Genomic DNA, 14934 nt, shown 5'->3' with positions numbered 1-14934 from the left:
CCCTCAGTCCGCCAGAGCCGCCCGCATCATCGCCTTGGCCACCGGCGCGGCCAGCCCGTTGCCACTGACCTCGGAGCGGGCGGCGTCGGACTGCTCGACCAGGACCGCGACCGCCACCTCCTTGCCGTTGGTGTCGGACTTCGCGTAGGAGGTGAACCAGGCGTACGGCGTCTCGCTGTTGTTCTCGCCGTGCTGGGCCGTACCGGTCTTGCCGCCCACGGTCGCACCGGAGATCCGCGCGTTGGTGCCGGTGCCGTCCTCGACGACCGTCTCCATCGCCGACTGCAGCTGCTCGGCCGTCGTGGAGCCGATGACCTCCGTGGTGTCCGCGTCGGAGTCGTAGTCCTGGAGGACATCACCCCCGCCGTCGGTCACCTGGGACACCATGTGCGGCGACACCGACGTGCCGCCGTTCGCGATGGTCGCCGACACCATGGCCATCTGCAACGGCGTCGCCGTGACGTCGAACTGGCCGATCCCGGTCAGCGCGGTCTGCGCCTCGTCCATGCCGGAGGGGTACACGCTCGGGTAGGCGCGGACCGGGACGTCCTGCTCGTCGTCGTTGAAGCCGAACTTCTCGGCCATCGCCTTCACCTTGTCCTGGCCGAGGTCGTGGGCCATCTTCGCGAAGACGTTGTTGCAGGAGTACTGGAGCGCGACCCGGATCGAGGCGTTCTCGCAGGGCGCCGACTTGTTCTCGTTCTCCAGCACCGTCACGGTGCCCGGCAGCGTGTACGGGTCCGGGCTCTCCGTCTTCTCGTCCACCGAGGAGTACAGCCCGTCCTCCAGCGCGGCCGCCGCCACGACCAGCTTGAACGTCGAACCCGGCGCCACCGGCTGCCGCAGCGCGCGGTTGGTCAGCGGCTTGTCGGAGTCCTCGGTGAGCTTCTTCCAGGCCGTCCCGGCCGTGTTCGCGTCCGTCAGCGACGAGGGGTCGTACGACGGGGTCGACACGACCGCCAGGATCCGACCGGTGGCCGGGTCGATCGCGACCGCCGCGCCCTTCTTGTCGCCGAGCGCCTCGTACGCCGCCTGCTGCACCCCGGGGTCGATCGTCGTGATCACGTTGCCCGGATCGGCCCGCTTGCCGGTGACCGTGTCCAGGGCGTTCTTCAGCCGGGTGTCCGTGCCGTTGAGGACGTCCTGGTAGATGCCTTCCAACTGGGTCGGCGCGTACGCCTGGGAGGCATAGCCCGTCACCGCCGCGTACAGCTCGCCGTCGGTGTACGTGCGCTTGTACGCGAGATCGCCGCCCTTCGTCCGTGCCGAGCCGGTGATCGACTCACCGGCCACGATGATGTTCCCGAGCGGTGCCGCGTACGTCTGAATCGCGTTCCGCCGGTTGTCCTTGTCGTCCGCGAGTGCCCGGCCCTCGTAGAACTGCACCCAGGTCGCCCGCACCAGCAGAGCGAACACGAGGAGCAGCGTGAAGACCGATGCGCGCCTGATCGTCTTGTTCATCCCACCGGCAGGACGAGCGGACCGGAGCGATTCGTTCCCTGGCGGGGCTTTTCTCATCGAGTGTTCATGAAGCCCGCCTCATAGGCGGCGATCACGGCCTGGGTGCGGTCCCGCGTGCCCGTCTTCGCCAGCACCGCCGCCACATGCGACTTCACGGTGGCCGGACCGACCTCCATCCGCCCGGCGATCTCGGCGTTGGTCAGCCCGCCCGCCATCAGCCGCAGCACCTCGCTCTCCCGGCCGGTGAGCCGGGCCACCCAGGGCGGCGGGGCGGGGTTCGCGCGCGCGTGCTCGGTCGCCAGGGCGCGTACGGCCGCCGGGAACAGCAGGGTGTCGCTGCGCGCGATCAGCCGTACCGCCTGGACGAGCGCGTCGGCGTCGGCCCGCTTGAGCAGGAACCCGGCGGCTCCGGCGCGCAGGGCGTCGTACACGTAGGAGTCGTTCTCGAAGGTCGTCACGACGACGATCCGGGGCGGGTCCGGGAGCGTGGCGAGGATCTGCTCGGTGGCGCGGATGCCGTCGATCTCCGGCATCCGGACGTCCATGAGGACGACGTCCGGGGCCTGCGCACGGACGACGGACACGGCCTCGGCGCCGGTCGCCGCCTCGCCGACGACCTCCAGGTCGGGCTCGGCGGAGAGGATGGCGCGCAGGGCGGTGCGGACCATGCGCTCGTCGTCGGCGAGGACGACACGGATCGTCATACGGGTCCCTTCAGGGGCAGTCGTACGTACAGCCGCCAGCCGCCTTCGGTGGCGCCCGCCTCCGCCGTCCCGCCCAGCAGGCGGGCGCGGTCGGCGATGCCGCGCAGGCCGTGGCCGCCGCCGGGGCGGCAGACGGGGGTGGAGGTGACGGGGTTGTCGAGGGTGATCTCCAGGCGCCCGTCGGCCGGGGCGATCCGCAGGGACACGGGCTTCCCGGCGTGCTTGAGGGCGTTGCTCAGACCCTCCTGCACGATGCGGTAGGCCTCGCGGGACAGGATCGGCGGCAGCGTCCCGGGGTCGACGCCGACCTCGGCCGTGACCCGCAGTCCGCCCGCCCGCGTGCGGTGCAGCAGTCCGTCCAGGTCGGCGGCGAGCGTGGGCGCCGGTGCCGTGTCGGGCGCGTCGCCCTCCCGCAACACCCCGAGGACGGCGTCGAGTTCGCCGACCGTGCGCCGGGTGGTGTCCTCGATCGCGGCCAGCGCCTCGCGGGCGAACTCCGGGTCGCTGTCGAGGAGTCGGCGGGCCGCGCTCGCCTGGAGGGTGACCGCGCTCAGGGCGTGTCCGACGGAGTCGTGCAGTTCGCGCGCGAGCCGGTTGCGTACGGCCAGATCGGCGGCGCGGGCCTCCGCCGCCGCTAGCCGGTCCTCGGGACTCGGGCCGAGCAGGTCCGGCGCCCAGCGGGCGAGCAGGGTGCCCGCGCCGCCCGCGCACGCGGCGAGGGCGACGAGGAAGGCGACGCCCGCGACCGGGGTGAGCGCCAGCACCCACGTCTGGTCCCAGGCCTCGGGCATGCCGATCAGACCGTCGCCGAAGGCGGCGACCACGGGCAGGGCGATCAGTACGGCGGCGAACGGCGGCACCGCGAGCGACATCCCGGCGATGATCCCGCCGAAGCCCAGATGCAGTGTGAACCAGGCCGCCGAGCGCACCTTCGCGACCCGGCCGCGGGCGGGCTCGTAGGAGAGCCGGTCCGCGTCCACGGCGCACAACGAGCGCGCGGCGGAGGCCTCCAGGGAGCGGCTCAGCGGGAACACGGTGGCGGTGATCGCGGCGAGCGGCAGGCCGACGGCGAACGACAGCAGCTGGGCGCGGAGATCGCCCCAGAACCGGTTCGTGCCCAGGGCGGGGCCGACGACGATCTCGCCGACGAAGACGTACGGCATGGCGAGCGCGCCGCCGAGGATCAGATGGATCCAGCGCCGGCGCGTCCGCCGTCCGAACAGGAACCGGGCGGCCTGCCTCATCCGCGGCGCCGGGGGAGGGCGGCGGACCGCCGCGCGAGGAAGTCGGCCCCTACGGCGGCCACCAGGATGCCGGTGATCATCTGGCCGGCGTGGGCGAGGTGCAGCGGCCGCGTGGCCTGGTCGGGTTCGATGAGCGCGGCCAGCGACAGCCATGCTCCCCAGCAGGCCGCGGCGCCGGAGCCGACCCAGGCGAGGGCGAGCGGGACCCGGACGGGCAGCGCCGGGGCGCGGTGGAGGGCGAGGGGCAGGACGCCGCCGACGGCCGCGAGGAGGAAGAGGGCGTCCAGGGCGCGCAACAGGTCGCCACCGCAGGCCCGGTACAGGTGGAGGGCGAGCGGGAGGACGGCGACGGCCGTGGCCGCGAGGGCGGCGGTGCGCCGGACGGGGCCGACGCGGGGCAGTTCCCGGATCCGGCCGCGCCACAGGTGGCCCCAGCGGTCGCGGGCGTACCGGGCGAAGAGGGCGCCCAGGGCGAGTCCCTGCACGATGAAACCGCCGTAGACGACGCTGAACACCCAGTCGTGGAGGAAGGGTTCGGAGGGGCTGTCGTCGGCGGGGTCCAGCAGGAGCTGGGGCGGGAACCCGATCATGATCGGTGCGAGCAGCCCGGTGGCGACCCACACGGGCCCCGCGAGCAGCCAGGCCGGCACCCGCAGCCCCCAGGGCCGGGTGAGCACGAACGCCAGCAGGACGACGCAGGAGTCCATGAGCAGGGTGACCCCGTTGGCGACGGCCATCACCCCCCGCTGCTCCAGCAGCGCACTCCCCGCCGGAATCCCGATCTCGCTCCCGGCGAGCCAGGCGGCCTTCAGCCCGAGATACGGCAGACAGGCGGCGACGGCGACGACGCGCAGGAGTGCGGGGGAGCGGTACGGGAGGAGAAGTGACTGCGTCATGCCGTCACGCTCCCGCGGCCGCGGTACCGCCCGCCTCCTGCACGGCGACGATCCTGCTCCGCCTGACGGGGGAGAAGGGGATCACCTCAGAGTCGGCGCGTGGCCAGGGTCAGCCGGTCCCGGGCGTCGAACAGGGCGTCCTTCACCATCTGTTCGTGCGCCGGGGTCAGCCGGGCGACCGGGACCGAGCAGCTGATGGCGTCGCGGGCCGGGGTGCGGTACGGGATCGCCACGCCGAAGCAGCGCAGGCCCAGCGTGTTCTCCTCGCGGTCCACGGAGAAGCCCTGTTCACGTACCTGGTGGAGCTCCTCGATGAGCTTCTCCCGGTCCGTGATCGTGTTCTCCGTCAGCGCGGGGAGCGTCTCCGGGAGCATCTTGCGGACCTGTTCGTCCGTGTACGTGCTCAGCAGGGCCTTGCCCAGGGACGTGGAGTGGGCGGGGAGCCGGCGGCCGACCCTGGTGAACGGGCGCAGGTAGTGCTGGGACTGGCGGGTGGCCAGGTAGACCACGTTCGTGCCGTCGAGCCGCGCCAGGTGGATGGTCTCCGTCGTGTCGTCCGACAGCCGGTCCAGCGTCGGCCGCGCCGCCGCGACCACCTCGTCGCCGTCGATGTACGAAGTGCCGACCAGCAGCGCCCGCACCCCGATGCCGTACCGCGTGCCCGTCGCGTCGGTCTCCACCCAGCCCAGCTCCACGAGCGTGCGCAGCAGCATGTACAGGCTGGACTTGGGATATCCGACCGCCTCCTGGACCGCCGCGAGGGAGTGCATACCGGGGCGTCCGGCGAAGTACTCGAGCAGTTCAACCGTCCGCACCGCGGACTTGACCTGCGCCCCGCCCCCCGTCTCGCCTGCCGACATCGCCCTTGACCCCTTCGTTCGACGGGAAATAGTCTCCAACAGCATATTCACCATGAGAGACAGCGTTCAGTATATCGAACAACCCTGGTGAATGACCCCGTACTGCGGCAATACATGTGTGGAGGGACCCGCGGTGGCAGCAGCACCAGTCTGGAGTGTCGACCCCCGTACCGGGAAGCAGCGCGAGCAGGTTGCGGTGGAGGCCACAGCCCAGGAGGTGGACGCCGCCGTCCGCGCCGCGCGCGAGGCGCTCACGGCCCTCACCGACCGCGTGACCCGCGCGGCCTTCCTGCGGACGGCCGCCGCGCAGCTGGAGGCCGCCAAGGACCAGCTCGTCGAGGTCGCCGACGCCGAGACCGCGCTCGGACCGGTCCGGCTGACCGGTGAACTCGCCCGCACCTGCTACCAGCTGCGCGCCTTCGCGGACATCGTCGACGAGGGCGCCTTCCTGGACGTCGTCATCAACCACCCCGACGACACCGCGACCCCGCCGATCCCGGACCTGCGCCGCTACAAGGTGCCGCTCGGGGTCGTCGCCGTCTACTCCGCCTCCAACTTCCCCTTCGCCTTCTCCGTCGCGGGCGGCGACACCGCCAGCGCGCTCGCCGCGGGCTGCCCGGTGGTCGTCAAGTCCCACCCCGACCACCCGGCCCTGTCCGAGCTGGTCGCCAAGGTGCTGCGCGACGCCGCCGCGGAGCACGGCATCGCACCGGGCGTCGTCGGCCTGGTCCACGGCTTCGAGGCGGGCATCGAGCTCATCAGGCACCCGCTGGTCTCGGCGGCCGGCTTCACCGGTTCGGTACGAGGGGGGCGTGCCCTCTTCGACGCGGCCGCCGCCCGTCCGGTCCCGATCCCCTTCCACGGCGAGCTGGGCTCGCTGAACCCCGTCCTCGTCACGGAGGCCGCCGCCGCCGAACGCGCGGAGGCCATCGGCGCCGGGCTCGCCGGGTCGATGACCCTGGGCGTCGGGCAGTTCTGCGTGAAGCCCGGCCTGGTGCTGGCGCCCGCCGGTGACGCGGGCGACCGGCTGGTCAAGTCCCTCACGGACGCCGTCAGCGACGTCGACTCCGGGGTCCTGCTGGACCACCGGATGCGCGACAACTTCGTCGCCGGGGTCGCCGAGCGGGCCGGACTGCCCGAGGTGGAGTCGCCGGTGACGCCGGGCGCGGGCGGCGAGCACACCGTCAGCGCGGGCTTCCTCACCGTGGCCGCCGGGAAGCTGGCGGCCGAGGGCGCGTACGACCTGCTGCTGGAGGAGTGCTTCGGTCCCGTCACGGTCGTCGCCCGCTACGCCGACGAGGACGAGGCGAAGTCGGTGCTGTCCCGGCTGCCGGGCAACCTGACCGCCACCGTGCATGTGTCCGCCGAGGAGGCCGCGGGCCAGGGCCGGGGGCCCGAACTGCTCGCGGAGCTGACCCCGTTGGCCGGCCGGGTGCTGGTCAACGGCTGGCCCACCGGTGTCGCCGTGGCCCCGGCCCAGCACCACGGCGGCCCGTACCCGGCCACCACCTCCACCTCCACCTCCGTCGGCGGCACGGCGATCGAGCGGTGGCTGCGCCCGGTGGCGTACCAGGGCGCCCCCGAGGCGCTGCTTCCCCCGGAGCTCAAGGACGACAACCCGCTCGGTCTGCCGCGCCGCTTCAACGGCAGCCTGGAGGGCCGCGGCTAGAGCCCCGCGTCCCTGGCCAGCAGGGCCGCCTGGACCCTGTTCTCGCACTCCAGCTTGGTCAGGATCCGGCTCACGTACGTCTTCACCGTGGCCTCGCTCATGTGCAGCCGGGCGCCCGCGTCCGCGTTGGACAGGCCCTCGCCGAGCAGCGCGAGCACGTCGCGTTCCCGCTCGGTGAGGCCGGCGAGGCGGCGGCGGGCCTCCTCGCCGCGCGCGGTGGCGGCGGGGGAGGCGAGGGTGTCCACGACGTGCCGCGTGGCGGCCGGGGAGAGATAGGCGTTCCCGGCCGCCGCCGCGCGCACCGCGTGGATCAGTTCCTGCGGCGCGGAGTCCTTCAGCAGGAAGCCCGCGCCGCCGTGGCCGAGGGCCCGCAGGACGTTGTCGCGTTCGCCGAAGGTGGTCAGGATCAGCGCACGGACCCCCGGCGCGGCCCGGCCCAGCTCGGCCAGTGCGGCCAGCCCGTCCATCACCGGCATCCGGATGTCGAGCAGCGCCACGTCGACCGCGCCGCTGCGCGCGGTCTCCACCGCCTCCTTGCCGTTCGCCGCCTCGGCGACGACGTCGATGTCGTCGGCCGAGGTGAGGATCATCCTGATGCCGGCCCTGATGAGCGGCTCGTCGTCGGCGACGAGGACCCGGATCACACGGCCTCCTGCGCGGTGTCGGTGCGATGAACTGATGACCAGAGCCCCGTCATCATGCCCGATCCCGCCGGCGCCCCCTACGGCTCGTACGCGTAGGACTCCTTGGCGACCAGCTCCCCGCCCCGGAAGCAGAACCGGTAGACGATGTCCGCGTCCACGTCCACGAAGTGCCGGCAGGACGCGTCCTCGGGCAGCGGGGGCCCTTGCTCCTCGACGCCCGAGGTGAGGATGGAGTCCCCGTCCGGGAGTCTCCTCTCCACGTCCGCCTCGGCGTCGCCGATCCGCGCGGACCGGTACACGTCCTTCGATATCGTGCCGCTCTCCACCTCGGCCCACAGGGCCTTGAGCCCCCACACCACCAGGGCGCCCACGCCCACGACGAGGACCAGTGCGGTGACACCGCAGCCGACGGCGACCTTCTTCTTGCTGCTCATGATGGCGGCGAACTCCCCTTGCGGATCGGAACGGTCGATGACCGCACCACCGTCGCCCGCCGCCCCGGTGCCGATCTGCCCCCGAAAGTCGTCGTCCGCGTCGACGGAGGTCGCGCCGTCCGGCCGGGGCCGGGGCTCGTCGCCGTACGGCAGGACGCCCGCGAGCCGGAAACCCCCCTCGGGGGTGGGCCCGGTGTGCACCATGCCGCCGACCAGCCGGGCCCGCTCCCGCAGCCCCGCGAGCCCTTGCCCGCCGCTGACCGCGGGCCCGGCACCGGGCGCCCCCGGCCCGTTGGCCACCTCGACCACCAGGCTGTCCGGCTCGTACCGCAGGGCCACGGTGATCGGGGCGCCCGGCGCGTGCTTGTGCGCGTTGGTCAGGCCCTCCTGGGCGATCCGGTACGCCGCGTGATCGGCCGCCGGGGCCAACGGCCGTACGGTGCCGGACCGCTGCAGTTCCACCTCCGCGCCCGCCGCCCGCGACGACTCCACCAGCCCGTCGACCGTGGCCGCCCCGCGTGCCGGGGGCGGCCCGGCGTCCGGGTCCTGCCCCTCGGGCACACCGTCGCGCAGGATGCCCACGACCTCCCGCAGCTCCCGCATCGCCGCCACCGAGGCCTCCCGCAGGATGCCCACGCCCTGCTTCTGACGGTCGCCGAGGTCCGGGTCCACCTCCAGCGCCCCGGCGTGCACGGAGATCAGCGCGAGCTGGTGGCCGAGGCTGTCGTGCATGTCCTGGGCGATGCGCTGGCGTTCCAGGAGCCGGGCCTGCCGCGCCACCATCGCCTGTTCGCGCACGAGTTGGGCGTTGTGCCGGCGCAGGGTGTCCAGCAGCGCGTGCCGCTGGGCGCGGTAGCGGGAGGCGAGGCCCGGCACGACCACCAGCGCCAGGAAGCCGCCCGCGCCGATCGCCGCCGTCACGAGCGGCGACAGCTGGACCTCCTCGCCGGACGTCCCGAACACGGCGAGGGCGACATGCAGGGCGAACCCGACGGCGTACGCGGCCAGCGCCCGCCCGGGCCGCAGGATGCGGCTGCCCGCCGACCAGCTCGCGTACATCAGCAGCGGCGTCGCCCCCGCCACCGCACCCGCGAAGGCCGCCGAGGCGATCAGTACCGTAGCCGGCAGCGACCGGCGGGCCAGGGACAGCACGGCGACGCCGAGGACCACGGCTGCGGTCCGCGCCCCGAATCCGGCCTCGGCGGTGTCGAACAGCCCCGCGAGCGAGGCGAGCACGACGGTGAGCACCGCCTCGCCCGCGATCCTCCTGCGGGGCCACGGGGAGGCGGCGGCGAGCCGGGAGCGGAGGGTCCGGCCGGGTGCGGGTATGACTGCTGGTGCGTCCACCCGCCGACCATAGTCAGCGGACCGCGACGGCGACCGTCCTCTTTGGTCGCTGACGACGACGACTTATGGAGACTGCCCGGGAACGCCCCCTCGCGCCGATGCTGGATCCGCAGCAGAGTCCGTCATCAGGGGGGAACAGTGGGCAACGAGCGATTCACCGTCCGGCAGAAGACGACCCTCATGGTCAACCGGTACGTCGTGACCGAGACCCTGCCGGACGGATCCGACGGCAAGGTGGTCGCCTTCGCCGAGCAGAAGCGGATGACGCTCAAGGAGCGGATGACCTTCTACACCGACGAGTCCAGGGACCGGGTCCTGTTCACCGCCCAGGCCCGGCAGATCCTCGACGTCGGCGCCGTGTACGACGTCCAGGACGCGGCGGGCGCCGCCATAGGCACCTTCCGCAAGAAGTTCGGCGCCTCGCTGCTGCGCTCGACCTGGGAGCTGGACCAGCCGGGCTCGGTCGCCTCCACCGGACGGGAGCGCAACATGACCGTGGCGGTGCTGCGCCGGGTCTGGGAACTGCTGCCGCTCGACCTCGTGCCGTTCGCGTGGCCGTACCACTTCGACTTCACCGACGGGGACAGGCCGGTGATGACGGTCGACAAGAAGTTCGGGCTGCGCGACCGCTATCTCCTGGAGGTGGCCTCGCCCGATCTCGACCTCCGCCTCGCCATCGCGCAGACCGTGGCGCTAGACGCCCTCCAGTCCCGCTGACCGGCTGCGCGGCGCCGGAGGGGGCCTGCGAGAATCCCGGCATGGACGTGGAACTCCCCGAACTCCCTTTCCCGCTCCGCACCTACGGCCCCAGCGGCCACTGGTCCTACGAGGACGGTGTCCTCACCGGATGGGCCGGCCCCCGGCAGGACCGTTTCGTGCCGCCGACCGGCGAGGCCCTCGACCCCGCCGCCGACGCGCCCCGGCTGCTCGGAGCGCCCGAGGGGGACTTCCAGCTGATCGCCCGGGTCACCGTCGGGTTCGCCGGTGCCTTCGACGCCGGAGTCCTCTACGCGCACGTCGGGGAACGAGCCTGGGCCAAGCTCTGCCTGGAGTACTCCCCGGACGTCCCCACCGTCTGCACGGTGGTCACCCGGGGTCACTCCGACGACGCCAACTCCTTCACCGTGGAGGGGAGTTCGGTGTGGCTGCGGGTGAGCCGCACCGGGCGTGCCTTCGCCTTCCACGCCTCCCGCGACGGCGAGCGGTGGACCTTCGTCCGGCTGTTCACCCTCGGCGACGAGAAGGCGACCGGCGCGGCGCTGGTCGGCTTCATGACGCAGTCGCCGATGGGGGAGGGCTGTGTCGTCACCTACGACCACCTCGAGTTCCGTCCGAGCTGGCCGGACGACCTGAGAGACGGAAGCTGAGGGCGAAGGTCACCGCGAGCAGGCCCGCGCTGATCACCAGGCACAGCCGCATCCCGGAGAGGAAGCCGTCGGAGACCAGTGCTCCGAACACCGCGATCCCGAGTCCGCCGGACACCTGGCGCGCCGAGTTCAGGACGCCGGCCGTCAGGCCCGCCCGTTCCGCCGGCACGGCGTCCATCATCGCCGCGGTCAGCGGCGGCACCGTCAGCGCGCAGCCGATCCCCATCGGGACGAGGAGCGCGGCGAGCAGGACGGGAGGCGTACCGGCGTCGACGTACAGCAGGAGGAGCAGTCCCGCGACGGCCAGGCCCTGGCCGAGCAGCATGGGCAGCCGTACGCCGTGGCGGCTCGCGAGCTTGCCCGCGATCACGTTCGTCACCGCGATCAGAGCGGACATCGGCAGGAACAGCAGGCCGGCGTGGAGCGCGCTCAGCTCCATCACCCGCTGGAAGAACAGCGAGAAGACGAAGACCAGGCTGTAGAAGGAGAGGCTGACCGCCGATCCGACCGCGACGGCCACGGCGACCGTGCGGTCGCGGAAGAGGGCGAGCGGGACCACCGGGTGCGGATGGCGCGCCTCGATCCGCAGGAAGGCGGTGGCCAAGACGGCGGCCACCGCGAGCGCCGCCCAGCCGGCCGTGCCGCCCTCGATCGCCGCGAACGCCAGGGCGGTCAGCGCGATCACCGCCGTGACCTGGCCCGGCAGGTCCAGCGGCGCGGGGCGGCGCTCGGCGGCGGGGGCGCGCAGCAGCAGCGCGAGGATCAGCAGCCCCACCGGCAGGTTGACGAAGAAGATCCCGCGCCAGTCCCAGGCCGTGGTGAGCGCGCCGCCCACCACCGGACCCAGCGCCATCGCCGCCGAACCGCCCGCGGCCCACAGCGCCACCGCCCGGGCCCGCCGGGCCGGATCGGCGTACGCCTGCCGCACCAGCGCCAGCGAGGCGGGCAGCACCACGGCCGCCGCCACGCCCTGCACCACCCGCGCGCCGAGCAGCACGGGCAGGTCCGGTGCGAGGCCGCAGGCCACGGAGGCGAGGGTGAACACCGCGGTGCCGAGGGCGTACGCCCGGCTCGCCCCGACCCGGTCCGCGAAGGCGCCGGTGGACAGCATCAGTGCCGCGAAGGCCAGTGTGTAGGCGTCCACCACCCACTGCAGGCCCGACAGCCCGCTGCCGACGGAAGTGCCGATCGCGGGCAGGGCCACGTTCACGATGGACGCGTCCAGGCAGACGAGGCCGAAGCCGAGGAGCGCGGCGGTGAGGGCCAGCGCGGGGGAAGGCCGCTGGGGCTTCAACGGGACGAAGGGCGACGTGAGTTGGTCGGTCCGGTGGGTTGCCATGCGTCCATGCTGCGGATCTTGGCCGTCGTACAGTAGTGGCCCGAATGCCATACGTCCGGAGGTTCTGGCCATGCACCGTGTCGCCGTCATCGCGCCCTTCCGGGTGGCCATGTTCAACCTCGCCATCCCGGAGCTGTTCTTCGAGCGGACGCGGGTCGACGGCGCGCCGGGCTACGAGGTGACCGTCTGCACTCCGGAGCCCGGGGTGATCGTCACCACCGGTGGCCTCGACCTGCATGTCGGACGCGGTCTGGACGCCCTGGACGACGCCGACACCGTCCTCGTCGCGGGCACCGGTGAGCGGTTCCACCCCGAGGCGCGCACCGTCGCCGCCGTCCGGGAGGCCGCGGCAGCGGGCAAGCGCGTCGCCTCCATCTGCTCCGGCGCCTTCGTGCTGGCCGAGGCGGGTCTGCTCGACGGCCGCAGCGCCACCACGTACTGGCAGCTCACCGAGGAACTGCGCGAGCGCTACCCGGCGCTCGACGTCAAGGGTGACGTCCTCTACGTCCAGGACGGCCAGATCCTCACCGCCTCCGGCTACGCCGCCGGGATCGACATGTGCCTGCACATCATCCGCACCGACTACGGCGCCGCCGTCGCCAACGAGGTGGCCCGGCTGGCGCTGGTCGCCCCGGTCCGGCCCGGCGGGCAGACCCAGTTCACCCAGACCCCGCTGCCGCCCGAGCGGGGCACCGCCTGCGCCGACACCCGGGGCTGGGCCATGCGCCGGCTCGACCAGCCGCTCACCCTCACCGACCTGGCCCGGCACGCGGGCGTCAGCGTGCGCACGCTGACCCGGCGCTTCCACGCCGAGAGCGGGGTGAGCCCGTTGCAGTGGCTGCTCCATCAGCGCGTCGAGCGGGCGAAGGAGCTGCTGGAGACCACCACCCTGCCCATGGACCAGGTGGCCCGCGCCTGCGGCCTGGGCACCGCCGACTCCCTGCGCGCCCATGTGGTCCGCCGCACCGGGCTGACCCCGAGCGCGTACCGGACCCAGTTCAGCCGGATGGGAATGAAGACGGTCGCTTGAAGGTTCACCCATGTTGGCGGAGGCAGTCTCCGCTTCCGTCCGACCTGGAGAGAGCCGAGAACATGCGCGTCGAGATCTGGAGCGACATCGCCTGCCCCTGGTGCTACGTGGGCAAGGCCCGCTTCGAGAAGGCGCTCGCGGCCTTCCCGCACCACGACGCGGTCGAGGTCGTGCACCGCTCCTTCGAGCTGGACCCGAACCGCGCCAAGGACGACACCGGCCTCGTCATTCCGATGCTCGCGAAGAAGTACGGCATGAGCGAGGCGCAGGCCCAGGCCGCGGAGGACAACGTCGGCGCCCAGGCCGCCGCCGAGGGCCTCGCCTACCGCACCCGGGGCCGGGACCACGGCAACACCTTCGACATGCACCGGCTGCTGCACTTCGCCAAGGACCAGGGCCGCCAGGGCGAGCTGGTCCAGGCCCTGTACGAGGCGAACTTCGCCGAGGAGGCCTCCGTCTTCGGCGACGCCGAGCGGCTCGTACGCCTCGCCGTCGCCGTCGGCCTGGACGAGGCCGGCGCCCGCACGGTGCTCGCCGACCCCACCGCCTACGCCGAGGAGGTCCGCGCCGACGAGCGCGAGGCCGCCCAGCTCGGCGCGACCGGCGTGCCCTTCTTCGTCATCGACCGCAAGTACGGCGTCTCCGGCGCCCAGCCCGCCGAGGTCTTCGAGCAGGCCCTCACCCAGGCCTGGGGTGAGCGCTCCCCGCTCACCCTGATCGACCAGGGCGAGTCGGAGGCCTGCGGTCCCGACGGCTGCGCGGTGCCGCAGCAGGGCTGAAAGCCGCAGGTCGGGGCGGACCTATAAGAGGTGCTTAGCGAAACCACGTAAAAAATCGCAATGGACGGGGGGTTCCCGGGGTCGCAGAGTGGACCCATGGAGACCTTCGAGAGCCTCGTCCGCGCCGAGTTCACCCCGGAGAACACTTACCTCAACACCGCGAGCAACGGCCTCCTGCCGGCCCGCACCGTCGCCGCCGTACAGGAGGCCCTGCGGATGCGGGCCGAGGGGCGGCCCATCGGTTCCCTGTACGAGGACGCCGAGCAGGTCCGCGCCGCCTTCGCCCGGCTCGCCGGGGTGCCCACCGGGCGGGTCGCGATGGGCGCCTCGGTCGCCGAGTACGGCGCGCTGATCGCGGCCTCGCTGCCCGCCGGTGCCGAAGTCCTCACCGCCGAGGCCGACTTCGCCTCCCTGGTCAACCCCTTCCACATGCGCGGCGACCTCAAGGTCCGGGCCGTGCCGCTGGAGCGGCTCGCCGAGTCGGTCCGCCCCGGCACCGCGCTCGTCGCGGTCAGCGCCGTGCAGTCCGCCGACGGCCGCCTCGCCGACCTGCCCGCGCTGCGGGAGGCGGCCCGCGCGCACGGCGCCCGCACCTACGTCGACGCCTCCCAGTCGGCCGGCTGGCTGCCCATGGAGGCCGGCTCCCACGACTTCCTCGCCGCCGTGGGCTTCAAGTGGCTCATGGGCCCGCACGGCAACGCCTTCTTCGTCGCCCCCGAGGACTTCGGCGGTCTCACCCCGCTGCTCGCCGGCTGGGTCGCGGGCGAACTGCCCTGGGAGAGCTGCTACGGTCCGGTCCAGGAACTCGCCCACTCCGCACGGCGGTTCGACGTCAGCCCCTCCCTGCTCACCTACGCGGGGCTGCGCGCCTCCCTCGCCCTCATCGAGGAACTCGGCGTCGACGCCGTCCACGCCCACGACCTCGCCCTCGCCGACCAGTTCCGCGCGGGCCTCGCCGGCCTCGGCCACGAACCGGTCCCGTCCCCCGGCTCGGCGATCGTCTCGGTCCCCCGGCTCGGTCACCGCCAGCCCGAGCTGAGCGCGGCCGGAATCGAGGTCTCCGACCGCGCGGGCAATCTGCGCGCCGCCTTCCACCTCTACAACACCCCCGCCGATGTCGACCGGCTGCTGGACGTGCTGGCGTCCTGACGCTAGGAAGG

Annotated in this window: 14 protein-coding genes; 6 read left to right on the top strand and 8 right to left on the bottom strand. The window is 73.1% G+C overall.

Annotated features, from left to right (window positions below; all coding sequences use genetic code 11):
* Positions 1-3: 3 nt before the first annotated feature.
* The 5 genes from AC068Z_RS37740 to AC068Z_RS37720 form a co-directional block, all read right to left on the bottom strand.
* Positions 4-1461, bottom strand: a complete 1458-nt coding sequence (locus AC068Z_RS37740) for a peptidoglycan D,D-transpeptidase FtsI family protein (protein ID WP_478566652.1) — start codon at positions 1459-1461, stop codon at positions 4-6.
* Positions 1462-1514: 53 nt separating this feature from the next.
* The gene (locus AC068Z_RS37735) at positions 1515-2165 is read right to left on the bottom strand and encodes a response regulator transcription factor (protein ID WP_478566649.1); all 651 of its coding nucleotides are present in this window, start codon (positions 2163-2165) and stop codon (positions 1515-1517) included.
* Entirely contained in the window at positions 2162-3409 is a 1248-nt protein-coding gene (locus tag AC068Z_RS37730) for a sensor histidine kinase (protein ID WP_478566645.1), read from the bottom strand. The genes AC068Z_RS37735 and AC068Z_RS37730 overlap by 4 nt, the downstream gene beginning before the upstream one ends.
* A complete protein-coding gene (locus AC068Z_RS37725; protein WP_478566642.1) occupies positions 3406-4305 on the bottom strand; it encodes a hypothetical protein in 900 nt (299 codons plus the stop codon). The genes AC068Z_RS37730 and AC068Z_RS37725 overlap by 4 nt, the downstream gene beginning before the upstream one ends.
* Positions 4306-4391: 86 nt before the next feature.
* Entirely contained in the window at positions 4392-5165 is a 774-nt protein-coding gene (locus tag AC068Z_RS37720) for an IclR family transcriptional regulator (protein ID WP_478566639.1), read from the bottom strand.
* Between the two features lie 133 nt (positions 5166-5298).
* On the opposite strand from AC068Z_RS37720, the gene AC068Z_RS37715 reads away from it, so the two are divergent.
* Complete coding sequence (locus tag AC068Z_RS37715; RefSeq protein WP_478566636.1) at positions 5299-6834, top strand: aldehyde dehydrogenase (NADP(+)); 1536 nt, start codon at positions 5299-5301, stop codon at positions 6832-6834.
* Here the strand turns inward: AC068Z_RS37715 and AC068Z_RS37710 are convergent.
* Both AC068Z_RS37710 and AC068Z_RS37705 read right to left on the bottom strand, forming a co-directional pair.
* Positions 6831-7478: a response regulator gene (locus AC068Z_RS37710; protein WP_478566633.1), complete on the bottom strand. Its 648-nt coding sequence runs from the start codon at positions 7476-7478 to the stop codon at positions 6831-6833. The genes AC068Z_RS37715 and AC068Z_RS37710 overlap by 4 nt on opposite strands.
* A gap of 77 nt (positions 7479-7555) precedes the next feature.
* Positions 7556-9259 carry a sensor histidine kinase gene (locus AC068Z_RS37705; protein WP_478566630.1) on the bottom strand — a complete coding sequence of 568 codons (1704 nt, stop codon included), beginning with the start codon at positions 9257-9259 and terminating at the stop codon, positions 7556-7558.
* Between the two features lie 180 nt (positions 9260-9439).
* Between AC068Z_RS37705 and AC068Z_RS37700 the strand changes: the two genes are divergently transcribed.
* Entirely contained in the window at positions 9440-9976 is a 537-nt protein-coding gene (locus AC068Z_RS37700) for an LURP-one-related family protein (protein WP_478566761.1), read from the top strand.
* Positions 9977-10017: 41 nt separating this feature from the next.
* Positions 10018-10626, top strand: coding sequence for a DUF1349 domain-containing protein (locus AC068Z_RS37695; RefSeq protein WP_478566627.1), 609 nt, complete (start codon positions 10018-10020; stop codon positions 10624-10626).
* Here AC068Z_RS37695 and AC068Z_RS37690 read toward each other — a convergent pair.
* Entirely contained in the window at positions 10565-11965 is a 1401-nt protein-coding gene (locus tag AC068Z_RS37690; protein WP_478566624.1) for an MFS transporter, read from the bottom strand. The two genes, AC068Z_RS37695 and AC068Z_RS37690, sit on opposite strands and share 62 nt — an antisense overlap.
* 70 nt (positions 11966-12035) lie before the next feature.
* Here AC068Z_RS37690 and AC068Z_RS37685 point away from each other — a divergent pair, with 70 nt between their 5' ends.
* The 3 genes from AC068Z_RS37685 (at position 12036) to AC068Z_RS37675 (ending at position 14923) form a co-directional block, all read left to right on the top strand.
* Positions 12036-12995 carry a GlxA family transcriptional regulator gene (locus tag AC068Z_RS37685; protein WP_478566621.1) on the top strand — a complete coding sequence of 320 codons (960 nt, stop codon included), beginning with the start codon at positions 12036-12038 and terminating at the stop codon, positions 12993-12995.
* 62 nt (positions 12996-13057) lie between these two features.
* Positions 13058-13774, top strand: coding sequence for a DsbA family oxidoreductase (locus tag AC068Z_RS37680; RefSeq protein WP_478566618.1), 717 nt, complete (start codon positions 13058-13060; stop codon positions 13772-13774).
* Between the two features lie 96 nt (positions 13775-13870).
* Positions 13871-14923 (top strand): aminotransferase class V-fold PLP-dependent enzyme, encoded by a 1053-nt coding sequence (locus AC068Z_RS37675; protein ID WP_478566615.1) that lies wholly within the window; start codon positions 13871-13873, stop codon positions 14921-14923.
* Positions 14924-14934: the final 11 nt, after the last annotated feature.

The organism is Streptomyces sp. NPDC043726 (assembly GCF_056436565.1).
This window is presented reverse-complemented; position numbering and strand designations above follow the sequence as displayed.

Coding starts and splice junctions, on each gene's coding strand:
- AC068Z_RS37685 (WP_478566621.1), top strand. CDS start 12,036: ATGCACCGTGTCGCCGTCATCGCGCCCTTCCGGGTGGCCATGTTCAAC.
- AC068Z_RS37725 (WP_478566642.1), bottom strand. CDS start 4,305: ATGACGCAGTCACTTCTCCTCCCGTACCGCTCCCCCGCACTCCTGCGC.
- AC068Z_RS37720 (WP_478566639.1), bottom strand. CDS start 5,165: ATGTCGGCAGGCGAGACGGGGGGCGGGGCGCAGGTCAAGTCCGCGGTG.
- AC068Z_RS37690 (WP_478566624.1), bottom strand. CDS start 11,965: ATGGCAACCCACCGGACCGACCAACTCACGTCGCCCTTCGTCCCGTTG.
- AC068Z_RS37730 (WP_478566645.1), bottom strand. CDS start 3,409: ATGAGGCAGGCCGCCCGGTTCCTGTTCGGACGGCGGACGCGCCGGCGC.
- AC068Z_RS37735 (WP_478566649.1), bottom strand. CDS start 2,165: ATGACGATCCGTGTCGTCCTCGCCGACGACGAGCGCATGGTCCGCACC.
- AC068Z_RS37695 (WP_478566627.1), top strand. CDS start 10,018: ATGGACGTGGAACTCCCCGAACTCCCTTTCCCGCTCCGCACCTACGGC.
- AC068Z_RS37675 (WP_478566615.1), top strand. CDS start 13,871: ATGGAGACCTTCGAGAGCCTCGTCCGCGCCGAGTTCACCCCGGAGAAC.
- AC068Z_RS37680 (WP_478566618.1), top strand. CDS start 13,058: ATGCGCGTCGAGATCTGGAGCGACATCGCCTGCCCCTGGTGCTACGTG.
- AC068Z_RS37700 (WP_478566761.1), top strand. CDS start 9,440: ATGGTCAACCGGTACGTCGTGACCGAGACCCTGCCGGACGGATCCGAC.
- AC068Z_RS37740 (WP_478566652.1), bottom strand. CDS start 1,461: ATGAACAAGACGATCAGGCGCGCATCGGTCTTCACGCTGCTCCTCGTG.